The organism is Rhizobium sp. FY34 (assembly GCF_005222845.1).
Taxonomy (GTDB): Bacteria; Pseudomonadota; Alphaproteobacteria; order Rhizobiales; family Rhizobiaceae; genus Neorhizobium.
This window is the reverse complement of sequence record NZ_STFZ01000016.1, coordinates 26,593-40,429: the sequence shown is the minus strand read 5'-3', so window position 1 is coordinate 40,429 and position 13,837 is coordinate 26,593. Positions and strand designations below refer to the sequence as shown.

10 protein-coding genes are annotated in these 13,837 nt (G+C 60.5%); 9 read left to right on the top strand and 1 reads right to left on the bottom strand.

Features of this window, described 5'->3' with window-relative positions; translation table 11 throughout:
* Positions 1-152: 152 nt before the first annotated feature.
* From pcsA to E8M77_RS13600, 9 genes are all read left to right on the top strand, one after another.
* Entirely contained in the window at positions 153-887 is a 735-nt protein-coding gene (gene pcsA / locus E8M77_RS13640; protein ID WP_170975875.1) for a phosphatidylcholine synthase, read from the top strand.
* A 150-nt stretch (positions 888-1,037) separates the two neighbouring features.
* A complete protein-coding gene (locus tag E8M77_RS13635; protein ID WP_137131194.1) occupies positions 1,038-2,612 on the top strand; it encodes an ABC transporter ATP-binding protein in 1,575 nt (524 codons plus the stop codon).
* A complete protein-coding gene (locus tag E8M77_RS13630) occupies positions 2,602-3,702 on the top strand; it encodes an ABC transporter permease (protein ID WP_137131193.1) in 1,101 nt (366 codons plus the stop codon). Before E8M77_RS13635 ends, E8M77_RS13630 begins: the two co-directional genes overlap by 11 nt.
* Entirely contained in the window at positions 3,662-4,609 is a 948-nt protein-coding gene (locus tag E8M77_RS13625) for an ABC transporter permease (protein WP_137131192.1), read from the top strand. The genes E8M77_RS13630 and E8M77_RS13625 overlap by 41 nt, the downstream gene beginning before the upstream one ends.
* A 45-nt stretch (positions 4,610-4,654) precedes the next feature.
* Positions 4,655-5,728, top strand: a complete 1,074-nt coding sequence (locus E8M77_RS13620) for a BMP family ABC transporter substrate-binding protein (RefSeq protein ID WP_137131191.1) — start codon at positions 4,655-4,657, stop codon at positions 5,726-5,728.
* Positions 5,729-5,862: 134 nt separating this feature from the next.
* Positions 5,863-7,224: a bifunctional UDP-N-acetylglucosamine diphosphorylase/glucosamine-1-phosphate N-acetyltransferase GlmU gene (glmU, locus tag E8M77_RS13615; protein ID WP_137131190.1), complete on the top strand. Its 1,362-nt coding sequence runs from the start codon at positions 5,863-5,865 to the stop codon at positions 7,222-7,224.
* A gap of 111 nt (positions 7,225-7,335) precedes the next feature.
* The gene (gene glmS, locus E8M77_RS13610) at positions 7,336-9,162 is read left to right on the top strand and encodes a glutamine--fructose-6-phosphate transaminase (isomerizing) (protein WP_137131189.1); all 1,827 of its coding nucleotides are present in this window, start codon (positions 7,336-7,338) and stop codon (positions 9,160-9,162) included.
* Positions 9,163-9,306: 144 nt separating this feature from the next.
* Positions 9,307-10,005 (top strand): DUF502 domain-containing protein, encoded by a 699-nt coding sequence (locus tag E8M77_RS13605; RefSeq protein WP_137131188.1) that lies wholly within the window; start codon positions 9,307-9,309, stop codon positions 10,003-10,005.
* Positions 10,006-10,171: 166 nt separating this feature from the next.
* On the top strand, positions 10,172-11,659 hold the full coding sequence (locus tag E8M77_RS13600; RefSeq protein WP_137131187.1) for an esterase-like activity of phytase family protein: 1,488 nt from the start codon (positions 10,172-10,174) through the stop codon (positions 11,657-11,659).
* 59 nt (positions 11,660-11,718) lie between these two features.
* Here the strand turns inward: E8M77_RS13600 and recG are convergent, their stop codons facing one another.
* Positions 11,719-13,836 carry an ATP-dependent DNA helicase RecG gene (gene recG, locus E8M77_RS13595; RefSeq protein WP_137131186.1) on the bottom strand — a complete coding sequence of 706 codons (2,118 nt, stop codon included), beginning with the start codon at positions 13,834-13,836 and terminating at the stop codon, positions 11,719-11,721.
* Position 13,837: the final 1 nt, after the last annotated feature.

Below are 13,837 nucleotides of genomic sequence, written 5' to 3'. Positions count from 1 at the left end.
CTTCGTTCTTCTTCGTTTCGTCAAGCTTGCAAGACTGTAGGCAAGATTGAGACACATATCCATGGCCTGCATTGCCGCAGCGCGGTTGAGGTTGCAATACGCGCCGATTGGCCGCATATCGTCCTTCCTAACATAGGATTTCGGAGCAGGGCGTGATCAGGCGAATCTTCAACTACCGCAAAGTGCCTTATGCGGAGATCCGCGCTTTTTCCGTGCATATCCTCACGGCATCCGGGTCTTTTCTCGCATTTCTAGGCGTGGTCGCGGCGGCCGAGAAGGACTTCGTCTCCATGTGGTGGTGGCTGGGTCTGGCGCTGCTCATCGACGGCATTGACGGGCCGATTGCGAGAAAAGTGCGGGTGAAGGAAGTTCTGCCCAACTGGTCTGGCGATACGCTCGACAATATCATCGACTATGTAACCTATGTGCTGCTGCCGGCCTTTGCGCTTTACCAGAGCGGTATGATCGGCGAGACTTGGTCCTTTGTGGCCGCCGGCATGATCGTCGTATCCTCGGCCATCTACTATGCCGATACGGGCATGAAGACGGACGAGTATTTCTTTTCCGGCTTCCCGGTCGTCTGGAACATGGTGGTCCTCACCCTTTTCGTGATCAAGGCCAGCGAATTGACGGCGCTTATCATCGTCATGGCGGCGGTCTTCCTCACTTTCCTGCCAATCAATTTCCTGCATCCGGTGCGCGTCAAGCGCTTGCGCACACTCAACCTCGGCATCTTCCTGCTCTGGTGTGCCTTGTCGGGCTATTCGGTTCTGCTGCACTTCAATTCGCCGGCATGGCTGACCTGGAGCGTCGTGCTGACAGGCATCTATCTGTTTTGTATCGGCGGTGTGCTACAGCTTTTCCCCAAGCTCGGCAAAAGCCGGTAAAGGGCCGTGAACAATCGTCTTTTCGGTTGTGCGTAGCAACAAATCGGGTATCAATCGATATCCGTGCCGGCCGATGTCGGCCAACAGTCGACACAGCGCAGCCAGACAAGCCTCGTAGAAGGTGCGCGCGCGGTGAATGAGGGGATGTGAGTGACTGACGCGCAGGGTCCGCAAGCGGGTTCGCTTCTTTCGGTTGAAGGCCTGACGAAACTATTCGGCAGCTTTGCCGCCTGTAACGCGATCGATCTGTCGGTTGCGCCAGGTGAAATCCATGCACTTCTGGGCGAAAACGGCGCCGGCAAGTCAACGCTGGTCAAGATGCTGTTTGGCGTACTGCAGCCGAGTGCTGGCGAGATTGTCTGGATGGGCAAGCCGGTAACGGTGACCTCTCCAGGTGAAGCGCGCAGGCTTGGCATCGGCATGGTCTTCCAGCATTTCTCTTTGTTTGAAGCGCTGACAGTTGCCGAAAATATCGCGCTCTCGCTCGATCCGAAAATTCCACTCGCCAAGATCGCCGACGAGGCCGCAACGCTCTCGCGCGCCTATGGCCTGCCGCTTGATCCCAATTCGCATGTGGCGGATCTTTCCGTCGGCGAGCGCCAGCGCATCGAGATCGTGCGGGCGCTTCTGCAAAACCCGAAACTGATCATTCTCGATGAGCCAACCTCGGTGCTGACGCCGCAGGAAGCCGACAAACTGTTCGAGACGCTGTTCAAGCTGAAGGCGGAAGGGCGCTCGGTTCTCTATATCAGCCACCGGCTGGAGGAGGTTCAGCGCATCTGCGACCGGGCAACGGTGCTGCGCCATGGCAAGGTGACCGGCGCCTGCGATCCGCGCACCGAAACGCCGGCATCGCTTGCCCGCATGATGGTCGGTTCGGATGTTGCGAGCGTCGAGCGCGAGGCTGAACCTTCGCTTGGCGAGGTTCTGGTGGACGTCAAGGCGCTGTCTGTTGCAGCCCGCACGCCGTTTGCCGTGCCGCTTTCCAATCTCGATCTGCAGGTGCGGGCCGGCGAAGTCCTGGCAATTGCCGGTGTTGCCGGCAACGGGCAGGGCGAATTGTTCGATGCCATTTCCGGCGAATATCCGGTGACAGACGATCAATCGATCCGTTTGCGCGGCAGGCCGGTCGGGCGCATGGGCATCAATGGGCGTCGTCTGCTTGGCGCAGGCTTCGTGCCCGAAGAGCGCCACGGCCATGCGGCTGTCTCCGATATGTCGCTGTCGGACAATCTGCTTTTGTCGCGCAATCAGTCTGATCGCAAGGCCTTCCTCACGGGCGGAATGTCCGGTGTGATCCGCCATGGCGTGATCCGTCAGGCAACCCAGCGCATCTGCGCGGCCATGGATGTGCGCAAGAGCGGCGAAGACCCAGCCGCTGGCTCGCTGTCTGGCGGCAATCTGCAGAAATTCATCATTGGCCGCGAGCTTGACCGGCAGCCCTCGGTGCTGGTCGTCAACCAGCCGACCTGGGGGGTCGATGCCGGCGCTGCCCGTCGCATCCGCCAGGCGCTGATCGATCTGGCGCGTGCCGGTTCCGCCGTCATCGTCATCAGCCAGGATCTCGACGAGATTTTCGAGGTGGCGACCAATATTGCCGTCATCTCCGAGGGGCGCCTGTCCAGACCCTATCCGGCAGGCGAACTGTCGCTCGAAAAAATCGGCCTGCTGATGGGCGGCGTGCACGATAGTAGCAGCCATGCGGAGGGCGCCCATGCGCATTGAGCTTGAACGACGCGCCAGCGCCTCCAGCCTGTTTGCCCTTGTCTCGCCAATCCTGGCCCTGGTGCTGACGCTTCTGGCCGGCGCCATCATGTTCCTGATGCTGGGCAAGGATCCCGGCCACGCGCTCTACAGCTTCTTCATCGAACCGCTCTTGGAAGTCTGGTCGCTGCACGAACTTGCGATCAAGGCCGCACCGCTGATCCTCATCGCCGTCGGCCTTTCCGTCTGCTACCGTTCGAACAACTGGAATATCGGCGCCGAAGGGCAGTTCACCATGGGTGCGATCTGCGGCTCGATGCTGCCGATCCTTGTGCCGCAATGGCAGTCACCGCTCGTTCTGCCGCTGATGCTGGTGATGGGAGCAATCGGCGGCGCGCTGTTTGCCGGTATTCCGGCGCTGTTGAAAACCCGTTTCAACACCAATGAGATCCTCGTCAGCCTGATGCTGGTCTATATCGCCCAGCTTTTTCTCGACTGGCTGGTGCGCGGGCCATGGCGCGATCCGAAGGGCTTCAACTTCCCGCAATCGGTGAGCTTTTCAGCCGATGCGGTGCTGCCCGAACTGTTGGAATCCGGTCGGGCGCATTGGGCGATCGTCTTTGCGCTGGTGGCGGCCGTCGCCGTCTGGTTCATGATGCGCTATATGCTGAAAGGCTTCCAGGTCACGGTTCTGGGCAGTTCGGAGCGGGCAGGGCGCTTTGCCGGCTTTTCGTCGCGCCGCATGGTGTGGTTCTCGCTGATGCTGTCTGGCGCCTGTGCCGGTCTTGCCGGCATATCGGAAGTCTCCGGCTCCATCGGACATCTGCAGCCGAGCATTTCACCGGGCTATGGTTTCACCGCCATCATCGTTGCCTTTCTCGGGCGCCTCAACCCGCTTGGCATCATTGCGTCTGGTTTCGTGCTGGCGCTCACCTATCTTGGCGGCGAAGCGGCGCAGCTGTCCATCGGCGTCTCGGACAAGGTGACACGTGTCTTCCAGGGCCTTCTGCTGTTTTTCGTGCTGTCCTGCGATACGCTGATCCTCTACCGCATCCGCCTGATTTTCTCCGATGGCCGTGCAAGCGCCGAGGCGAGGTCTCCCCATGCTTGAAGCCATTCTTCTGACCATTATCACGGCTGCAACCCCGCTGGTCATTGCCGCCTTGGGCGAACTCGTGACCGAGCGCGCCGGCGTTTTGAACCTTGGTGTCGAGGGTATGATGATCATGGGCGCCGTCTGCGCCTTTGCCTGCTCCTATCTCACCGGTGTGCCGCTTCTGGGCGTGTTGGCCGGTATTGCCGGCGGCGCCATTTTCTCCTTGCTCTTCGGCTTTCTGACGCTGACGCTGGTCACCAACCAGGTCGCAACGGGATTGGCGCTCACCATTCTCGGGCTTGGCCTGTCGGGCCAGATCGGCGAAAGCTTTGTCGGCATTCCGGGCGTCAAGCTGCAGCCGATCATCATACCGTTCCTGTCAGAGCTTCCGTTTGTCGGACGCCTGCTGTTTGCCCAGGATATCACCTTCTATCTGTCGATCGCGCTGGTTGTCTGCGTCGGCTGGTTCCTGTTCAAGAGCCGCACGGGCCTGAAGATGCGCGCCATTGGCGACAATCACGGCTCGGCACATGCGCTCGGCATCAATGTCATCCGCACGCGCTATCTGGCTGTGATGTTCGGCGGCGCCTGTGCAGGCCTTGCCGGCGCACAGCTGTCGCTCGTCTACACGCCGCAATGGGTGGAAAACATGGCTGCAGGCCGCGGCTGGATTGCGCTTGCGCTTGTTGTCTTTGCCTCCTGGCGCCCGTGGCGGGTTCTGGCCGGTGGTTATATTTTCGGTGCCGTCGGCATCCTGCAATTGCACGCCCAGGCATTTGGCATCGGCGTTCCCTCGCAGTTCCTGTCGATGTTGCCCTATGCCGTCACTATTGTCGTTCTCATCGTCATCTCGCATAATCGCCGCACCACGCTCATCAATACGCCGGCTTGCCTGGGGAAACCCTTCGTGCCGGACCGCTGAGGCGGCCACACAAAAACGAAGCTTGAAGCCAAACAGGGGTTGTAAATGAAGAAGCTGATTATCGCACTTGCCGCTACGGCTGCCGCTCTGGGCAGTTTTACGAGCGGCGTACAGGCCCAGGAAAAGACCAAGGTCTGCTTCGTCTATGTCGGCACCAAGACGGATGGCGGCTGGACACAGGCGCATGACATCGGTCGCCAGGAACTGCAGAAGGCCTTTGCCGACAAGATCGAGACGCCTTACCTCGAAAGCGTTCCGGAAGGCCCGGATGCCGAACGCGCCATCGAGCGCATGGCCCGCTCGGGCTGCGCCCTGATCTACACCACCTCGTTCGGCTTCATGGATGCAACCGTCAAGGTTGCCGCCAAGTTCCCGAAGGTGAAGTTCGAGCATGCCACTGGCTACAAGGCGTCTGAAAACCTCGCCACCTACAATTCGCGCTTCTATGAAGGCCGCTACATCCTCGGCCAGATCGCCGCCAAGATGTCGAAGAAGGGCGTGGCTGGCTACATTGCATCCTTCCCGATCCCGGAAGTGGTGATGGGCATCAACGCGTTCGAACTGGGTGCAAAATCCGTCAACCCGGAATTCAAGCTGAAGGTCGTCTGGGCCAATACCTGGTTTGATCCGGGCAAGGAAGCCGATGCCGCCAAGGCCCTTATCGACCAGGGCGTCGATATCCTGACCCAGCACACCGACACAACCGCGCCGATGCAGGTTGCCGCCGAGCGTGGCATCTATGCCTTCGGCCAGGCCTCCGACATGATCGCTGCCGGTCCCAAGACCCAGCTGACAGCGATCGTCGATACCTGGGGCGCCTATTACATCAAGCGCACCAAGGCGCTTCTCGATGGCACCTGGAAGTCGGAACAGGTCTTCGACGGCCTGAAGGATGGTATCCTGACCATGGCGCCTTATACGAACATGCCTGATGACGTGAAGGCGATGGCCGAAGAAACCGAAGCCAAGATCAAGTCCGGCGAACTGCATCCCTTTACCGGCCCGATCAAAAAGCAGGACGGCACGGAATGGCTGAAGGCCGGCGTTAAGGCTGATGACGGCGCGCTTCTGGGCATGAACTTCTACGTCGAAGGCGTGGACGACAAGCTGCCGAAGTGAGCTTTCATCTTTGATACCTCTGCGAAGGCGCCCCTTGCGGGCGCCTTCTGCGTTTTGATCCGCTCGTGATCGCCGGTTGGCGGCGGGATAAAACTGCTGATATGAACGGCGCAGACTTTTGTAGGAGACTCAGCATGACCCGCACATGCCTTGCCGTCATTCTTGCCGCCGGCGACAGCACCCGCATGAAATCCTCCATGTCGAAGGTGTTGCATCCGATTGCCGGCCTGCCGATGATTGCGCATGTCATGCGGTCGGTGCTGGCAGCCGGCATGTCGGATGCGGCCCTGGTTCTCGGGCGCGATGCCGAGAAGGTGGAAAAGGCCGCCCGTCTGGACGGTATGGCACTGTCCGCCATGTTGCAGACCGAGCGCAAGGGTACTGGCCATGCGGTGCTGATGGCCCGCGATGCGATCGCCAAGGGCTATGACGACGTGGTGGTGACCTATGGCGACGTGCCGCTTGTGCGCCCGCAGACCTTGCTGTCGGCGCGTGAGAAATTGGCCGAAGGCGCAGATCTGGTGGTGATTGGTTTTCACACGCCAACGCCTTTTGGTTACGGCCGCCTTCTGGTCGAGGGCGGCGAACTGGTAGCGATCCGCGAGGAAAAGGATGCCAGCGACGAGGAGCGCAAAGTCACCTGGTGCAATAGCGGGCTGATGGCCATCAACGGCAAACGCGCGCTGGAATGGCTGGAAAAGATCGACAACAAGAATGCCAAGGGTGAATATTACCTGACTGATCTCGTCGAGATCGCGCGGGCCTCTGGCGCAAGGGTAGTTGCTATCGACGCGCCGGAGGCAGAGCTTGCCGGCTGCAACAACCGCGCCGAACTGGCGCTTCTGGAAATGAGCTGGCAGCAGCGCCGGCGTCACGAGGTGATGGTATCTGGCGTATCGATGATTGCGCCGGAAACGGTCTATCTTGCCCATGACACGGTGCTGCAGCCGGATGTGTTGATTGAGCCGAACGTGGTCTTCGGCCCCGGCGTGACCGTGGAATCGGGTGCCGTGATCCATGCCTTTTCTCATTTGGAAGGCGCGCATGTAGCGTCTGGCGCAACGGTTGGCCCTTTTGCACGCCTGCGACCCGGCGCGAACCTCGGCGAAGGCTCCAAGGTTGGCAATTTCTGCGAGGTGAAGAAGGCCGAGATCGGCGCGGGCGCCAAGGTCAATCACCTGACCTATATCGGCGACGCCTTCATTGGCGCAGGCACCAATATTGGCGCCGGCACGATCACCTGCAATTATGACGGCGTGAACAAGTTCGAGACGCGCATCGGTGAGAATGCTTTCATCGGCTCCAATTCGGCGCTCGTGGCGCCCGTCTCGATCGGCGATGGCGCCTATGTGGCATCTGGCAGCGTGATTACGCAGGATGTGCCGGGTGATGCGCTGGCGCTTGGCCGGGCTCGCCAGGAGGTAAAACCTGACCGCGCAAAGGCGATCCGCGCGCGGGCACTGGCGCTCAAGGCTGCTAAGAAGGCAGAACGGTAACGTTCTCTCGGTTACTGTAAGAAATTGAAATTGACCGCCATACCGATTGCGCATCGCGTGCGGTGCGGTAGGAGTTGTGCGCATTCGCGGTAAAAACGGAAAGAGGTTCCTATGTGCGGTATCGTTGGCATTGTCGGCAGAGCACCTGTTGCAGAGCGGCTGGTCGACGCGCTACGGCGGCTGGAATATCGCGGCTATGATTCCGCCGGTGTGGCGACAATCCATGACGGCGTGATGGAGCGTCGTCGCGCCGAGGGCAAGCTGTTCAACCTGGAAAAGAAGCTTGCCGTCGAGCCGCTTCCGGGCCTGATCGGCATTGCCCATACCCGCTGGGCAACCCATGGCGTTCCGAACGAAACGAATGCGCATCCGCATTTCGTCGATGGCGTCGCCGTCGTCCACAATGGCATAATTGAGAACTTTTCCGAGCTTCGCGACGAATTGACAGCCGAAGGCGCCGTGTTTGAAAGTCAGACGGACACCGAAGTGGTGGCGCATCTTCTGGCAAAGTTCACCCGCGAGGGCATGGATCACCAGACGGCAATGCTTGCCATGCTGAACCGCGTCACCGGCGCCTATGCGCTGGTGGTGATGTTTGCCGATGATCCGGGCACGATCATGTGCGCGCGCTTCGGGCCGCCGCTCGCAATCGGCCACGGCACAGACGAGATGTTTTTAGGCTCGGATGCCATTGCCCTTGCGCCCTTTACCAACCGCATCACCTATCTGGTCGATGGCGATTGCGCGGTGATGACCGCCAAGGGCGTGTCGATCATGGACTATGCCGGCAAGCCGGTCTCGCGCCCGGTGCAGATTTCGCAGGCCGCAGCCCTGATGGTGGACAAGGGCAATCACCGCCACTTCATGGAAAAGGAAATCTACGAGCAGCCGGAGATCATCTCGCATGCGCTCAGCCATTATGTGGATTTTGCCAGTGCCACGGTGAAGAATGACGGCGATGCGATCGATTTTTCCAAGGTCAAAAGCCTTGCGATTTCGGCCTGCGGTACGGCCTATCTGGCCGGTCTTGTGGGCAAATACTGGTTCGAGCGCTATGCGCGCCTGCCGGTCGAGATCGATGTGGCCTCCGAATTCCGCTATCGCGAAATGCCGCTCTCCAGCGATCAGGCGGCGCTGTTCATCTCGCAATCGGGTGAAACCGCCGATACGCTCGCCTCGCTGCGCTATTGCAAGGAGGCCGGTCTTCCGATCGGTGCCATCGTCAATGTCAAGGAATCGACCATCGCGCGTGAAGCCGATGCCGTCTTCCCAATTCTGGCCGGACCGGAAATCGGCGTGGCCTCGACCAAGGCCTTCACCTGCCAGCTGGCGGTGCTTGCCGCCCTTGCTATCAAGGCCGGTCGGGCGCGCGGCACGCTGTCTGAAGCGGATGAAAAGGCGATGGTCAAGCATCTGATCGAGATGCCGCGGGTGATGAGCAAGGTGCTCAACCTGTTGCAGCCGCAGATCGAGAGCCTGTCGCGGGATCTGTCGCGCTTTAAGGACGTGCTTTATCTGGGACGCGGCACGAGCTTCCCTCTGGCGCTTGAAGGCGCGCTGAAGCTCAAGGAAATCTCCTATATCCATGCGGAAGGCTATGCGGCGGGCGAGCTGAAGCATGGGCCGATCGCGCTGATCGATGAAAATATGCCGGTGATCGTCATTGCCCCGCATGACCGGTTCTTTGAGAAGACCGTCTCCAACATGCAGGAAGTGGCCGCGCGCGGCGGCAGGATCATCTTCATCACGGATGAGAAGGGTGCGGCGGCCTCCAAACTGCCGACCATGGCGACCATCGTGCTGCCCAATGTCGATGAGGTCATCTCACCGATGATCTTTGCTCTGCCGATCCAGTTGCTCGCCTATCACACCGCCGTGTTCATGGGCACGGATGTCGATCAGCCGCGCAATCTGGCCAAATCGGTGACGGTGGAGTGATCAGCAGGTAAGCGGGAAGGCGAGAGACCACGGGCTCGCCTTTCCACTATTTCACAATTGCGGCCTTGCCGTCCGGGTCAGCCTCCGGCATTGTCCGGTTTCACCCGGCCTTTTACGGCAGTGCAGCATGAACGACGGGCAGGCATGACGGACATCCCGGAACGGATCACCATCGTCGGGCGGTTGCGCAACAACTTCCTGACCGGTCTTATCATCTGCGCCCCGCTCGCCATTACCATCTGGCTGACCTTTACCTTCATCGATTGGGCCGACAGCTGGGTGACGCCCTATATTCCCCAGCGCTACAATCCCGAATATTATCTCGACATTGCCATTCCGGGCACGGGGCTTTTGATAGCCATGGTGTTCATCACCATGATCGGCTTTCTCGGGCGCAACCTGATTGGCCGCTCGGTGGTGAGTTTCGGCGAATCGATCCTGCATCGCACACCGCTGGTGCGCACGCTCTACAAGAGCCTGAAGCAGATCTTCGAGACGGTTCTGAAGGATCAGTCCACTTCGTTCAAGAAGGTCGGCCTTATCGAGTTTCCAAGCCCCGGCACCTATGCGCTGGTGTTTATCTCGACAGAAGCCCAGGGCGAGGTGGCTGCCCGGCTGAACGAGACCGGTGACGAGATGATTGCCGTGTTTCTGCCGCCAACGCCGGTGCCGACGGCCGGCTTCCTTCTGTTTGTGCCCAGGCACAAGATCATCATGCTCGACATGACGCCGGAAGATGCCGCAAAATTGTTGATTTCCGGCGGATTGATCGCGCCGCAATGGATACCGAAAGCCACGCTTCTGGCGCCACCGCCTGCCGAGATAAGTCCGCAGAGCAGTTGAGCGGAGCAAGCTCCATCGACCTTCATCCAACCGTCATGTTCGCCGCCTAGACCTCTGTGCAAGGGGTCGTTTCGCGGCAGGGCATGATGGAAAAGATGTGGGTTTTCCATTCTGTCCTCAGGCGAGGAACGGCTTGCCTTCCCTGTTTTTCAAGAGGATAGCCGTCATGATCCGTTCCGGTCACAGAATTTCACATTGCCTGAAATTGGCGCTTGCCGCTTCGATTTTCCTTTCTCCCGTTGCGGCATTTGCCGAGGGCAGCGTCAGCGCCGCCGGCGTGACCGTGACGAACAAGGGCCTTGTTGCAATCGGCCGCATGCCGGCCAATCTCAAGGACAAGTTCGGCGAGACATTCGGCTCCGGTTCCGGCATGGCCTTCGATACCAAGAGCTGGAAAAAGGACGGTGATGCCTATTCCGGCGCGCTCTGGCTGCTGCCGGATCGCGGCTATAATGTCGAAGGCACCACCGATTACAACACCCGCATCAACCGCATCGAGCTGCGCCTGACGCCGGCGGCCGCCGGTGCGGCGATTGCGGCCGACAAGCAGCAGACGGGCGTTGTGGCAAAGCTTGCCGATACCGTTCTGCTTCTCGACAATCAGGGCAAGAACATGACTGGGCTTGATCCGGAATCGGGCGTTCGGGCCGCCTCCGGCGCTCTGCCGGCACTGCCGGAAGCGCGCACCGGCAAGGTGTCGCTCGATCCGGAAGCCGTCGTGCTTCTGTCGGACGGCTCCATGCTGATCAGCGACGAATACGGCCCCTACATCTATCGCTTCGGCGCCGACGGCAAGATGCTGTCCGCCGCGCAGCCGCCCAAGGCGCTTTTGCCCATGCGCAAGGATGCGCTCAACTTTTCGTCCAACAATGTCGATGCGGGCGGCAAGAAGCCGGACCCGAAGGATCCTGATTTCGGTCGCCAGAACAACCAGGGCCTTGAAGGCATGTCGATGACGCCGGATGGCAAATTCGTCATTGCAGTGCTGCAATCGGCGCCCCGTCAGGATGGCGGCGATTCCTCCTCCACGCGCATGAACACCCGCGCACTGGTCTATGATGCAAGCGACGTCGGCAATCTGAAGCTTGTGCATGAATATGTCGTGCCTTTGCCGACCTTCGACAACAAGGGCAAGGTGGCTGTTGCCGCCCAGAGCGAGATCCTGGCGCTGTCCGACAAGGCATTCCTGATGATTGCCCGCGACAGCAACAATGGTCAGGGCCTGAAGGGCGACACCTCGGTGTTCCGCAAGATCGAACTGGTCGATCTGTCTGCCGCAACCGATATCGCCAATGGCGATTTCGACGGCATGAAGCCGGTTGCCCCGAAGGGTGTTCTCGATGCAGCGGTCAAGCCGGCCGCAGTGTCAGCCTTCATCGATCTCAACGATACGGCGGAACTTGCCCGGTTCGGCCTGCACAATGGCGCCCCGAACGACAGCAACAACCTTTCGGAAAAATGGGAAGCCATGTCGATTGCCAGCGCGCTCGACGCCTCTGCCCCGGATGATTATTTCCTCTTCGTTGCCAATGACAACGACTTCCTGACGCAGGACGGTTTCCAGGTCGGCGCTGCCTACAAGGCCGAAGGCGGTGCGGATGTAGACACGATGTTCCAGGTGTTCCGCGTTACGCTGCCGGGTATGAAGAAGTAATTTCCAACCGCATTGCAAAGCGGGAGCCGCCTGAAGGCGGCGCCCGCCACAGCTATCCTTTATCCCGCGCGCAGAAACCGGATCGCCTCGTCGCGCCGGTGCAGGTAGAGCAGCACGCGCAGAGCTTGCCCACGTTCGCTCGTCAGCTCCGGGTCCTTGTCGAGAATATAGGTCGCATCCTTGCGGGCGATCTCCAGCAGATCGCCATGCGCCTCAAGGCTTGCAATGCGAAAGCCCGGCGTGCCGGATTGGCGGGTGCCAAGCAATTCGCCTTCGCCGCGCAATTTCAGGTCTTCCTCGGCAATCAGAAAGCCGTCCTCGCTGTCGCGCAGGATGGAAAGCCGCGCCCGGCCGGTTTCGCTTAAAGGCCCCTTGTAGAGGAGGATGCAGGTCGAGGCTTCCGCACCGCGACCGACGCGACCGCGCAACTGGTGCAGCTGTGCAAGGCCGAAACGCTCGGCATGTTCGATGACCATAATCGTGGCATCCGGCACATCGACGCCGACTTCGACAACGGTCGTGGCGACCAGAAGACGCACATCGCCGGCCTTGAAGGCCGCCATCACCGCATCCTTTTCCGGGCCTGTCATGCGGCCATGCACGAGACCGACCTTTGCGCCCATCTGCGGGCCGAATGCCTTGGCGAGTAGGGCATGACGCTCTTCCGCCGACATCAGCTCGGATTCGTCGCTTTCCTCCACAAGCGGGCAGATCCAATAGGCTTTCTTGCCGTCGCCCAGCGCTGATCGCAGCCGGGCGATGATCTCATCGGCCCGTTCGGTCGGCACGGTCACGGTCTGGATCGGCTTGCGGCCTACAGGCTTTTCCGTGAGCTTGGAAACATCCATATCGCCGAAGGCGGCCAGTACCAGCGTGCGCGGAATAGGCGTGGCGGTCATCACCAACATATGCGGCGAAATGCCCTTGGCCGTCAGGCGCAGACGCTGGTGCACGCCAAACCGATGCTGTTCGTCGACCACTGCCAGCATCAGATCCTTGTAAACGATGGCATCCTGGAAAAGCGCATGGGTGCCGATGATGATCTGCGCCTCGCCAGAGGCAATGCGCTCCATAACCGCGTCGCGCTCGCGCCCCTTGACCCGGCCTGTCAGCACCTCGACCCTGAGACCGACCGCTGCGCCGAACCGACTGATCGTTGCGAAATGCTGGCGCGCCAGGATTTCCGTCGGCGCCATCAGCACCGCCTGGCCGCCGGCTTCCACCGCGTCCGCCATGGCCATCAGCGCAACAAGCGTCTTGCCGGCGCCCACATCGCCCTGCACCAGCCGCAGCATGCGCTCGTCCTTGGCGATATCGGCGCGGATCTCGGCAATCGCCTGTACCTGGCTGCCGGTGAGCGAAAAGGGCAGGGCCGCCTTGATGGCCGCCCCCAGCCTGCCTTCGACGCGGATCGGTCGACCGGCGACCTTACGTAAGCGCTGACGCACGAGTGCAAGGGAGACCTGGCCGGCGAGAAACTCGTCATAGGCAAGCCTTCGCCGGCAGATCGCCTGCGGATCAAGATCCAGCGCATCACGCGGATCATGCAGCTGGCGAAAGGCGTCGGCCACCGATGGCATGCGCTGCTTTTCAAGCAGATGCGGATCCATCCATTCGGGCAGATCCGGCAGGCGGGCCAGTGAGCCTTCAACCGCCCGGCGCAGAACCTTGGGCATCAGGCCGGCCGTCATCGGGTAGACGGGCTCGACCAGCGGCATTTCGCCGACTTCCGAAACTTTCACCATCAGGTCGGGATGCACCATGGAGGCGCGACCGTTGAACCAGTCCACCTTGCCGCTCACCATCACCTGTTCATCGATGGGCAAGGACTTTTCCAGCCAATTGCCCTTCACGCGGAAAAACGTGAGCGCCAGTTCGCCCGTCTCATCGTGCAAAAAGACGCGGTAGGGCTGATTGGATTTTCCGGGCGGCGGTGGTTGGTGGCGGTCGACGCGGCCTTCAATGGTGACGATCGACCCTTGAGGCGCAAGCGCAATGCCCGGTCGGTTGCGCCGGTCGATGATCGAGGAGGGGGCATGGAAGAGCACATCCACGACACGGCAGTCATCCGCATCCTCGCGATTCGTCACGCGGGCGATCAGTTCGGCCAGTTTCGGGCCGATGCCGGGCAGACTTCCAACGGATGCAAACAGGGGATCGAGCAGGGCAGGACGCATG

Bases quoted from the DNA above. Each gene is read 5' to 3' on its own strand.
- E8M77_RS13630 (WP_137131193.1), top strand. From the start codon at position 2,602: ATGCGCATTGAGCTTGAACGACGCGCCAGCGCCTCCAGCCTGTTTGCC.
- E8M77_RS13620 (WP_137131191.1), top strand. From the start codon at position 4,655: ATGAAGAAGCTGATTATCGCACTTGCCGCTACGGCTGCCGCTCTGGGC.
- glmS (WP_137131189.1), top strand. From the start codon at position 7,336: ATGTGCGGTATCGTTGGCATTGTCGGCAGAGCACCTGTTGCAGAGCGG.
- E8M77_RS13605 (WP_137131188.1), top strand. From the start codon at position 9,307: ATGACGGACATCCCGGAACGGATCACCATCGTCGGGCGGTTGCGCAAC.
- E8M77_RS13625 (WP_137131192.1), top strand. From the start codon at position 3,662: ATGGCCGTGCAAGCGCCGAGGCGAGGTCTCCCCATGCTTGAAGCCATT.
- E8M77_RS13600 (WP_137131187.1), top strand. From the start codon at position 10,172: ATGATCCGTTCCGGTCACAGAATTTCACATTGCCTGAAATTGGCGCTT.
- recG (WP_137131186.1), bottom strand. From the start codon at position 13,836: ATGCGTCCTGCCCTGCTCGATCCCCTGTTTGCATCCGTTGGAAGTCTG.
- glmU (WP_137131190.1), top strand. From the start codon at position 5,863: ATGACCCGCACATGCCTTGCCGTCATTCTTGCCGCCGGCGACAGCACC.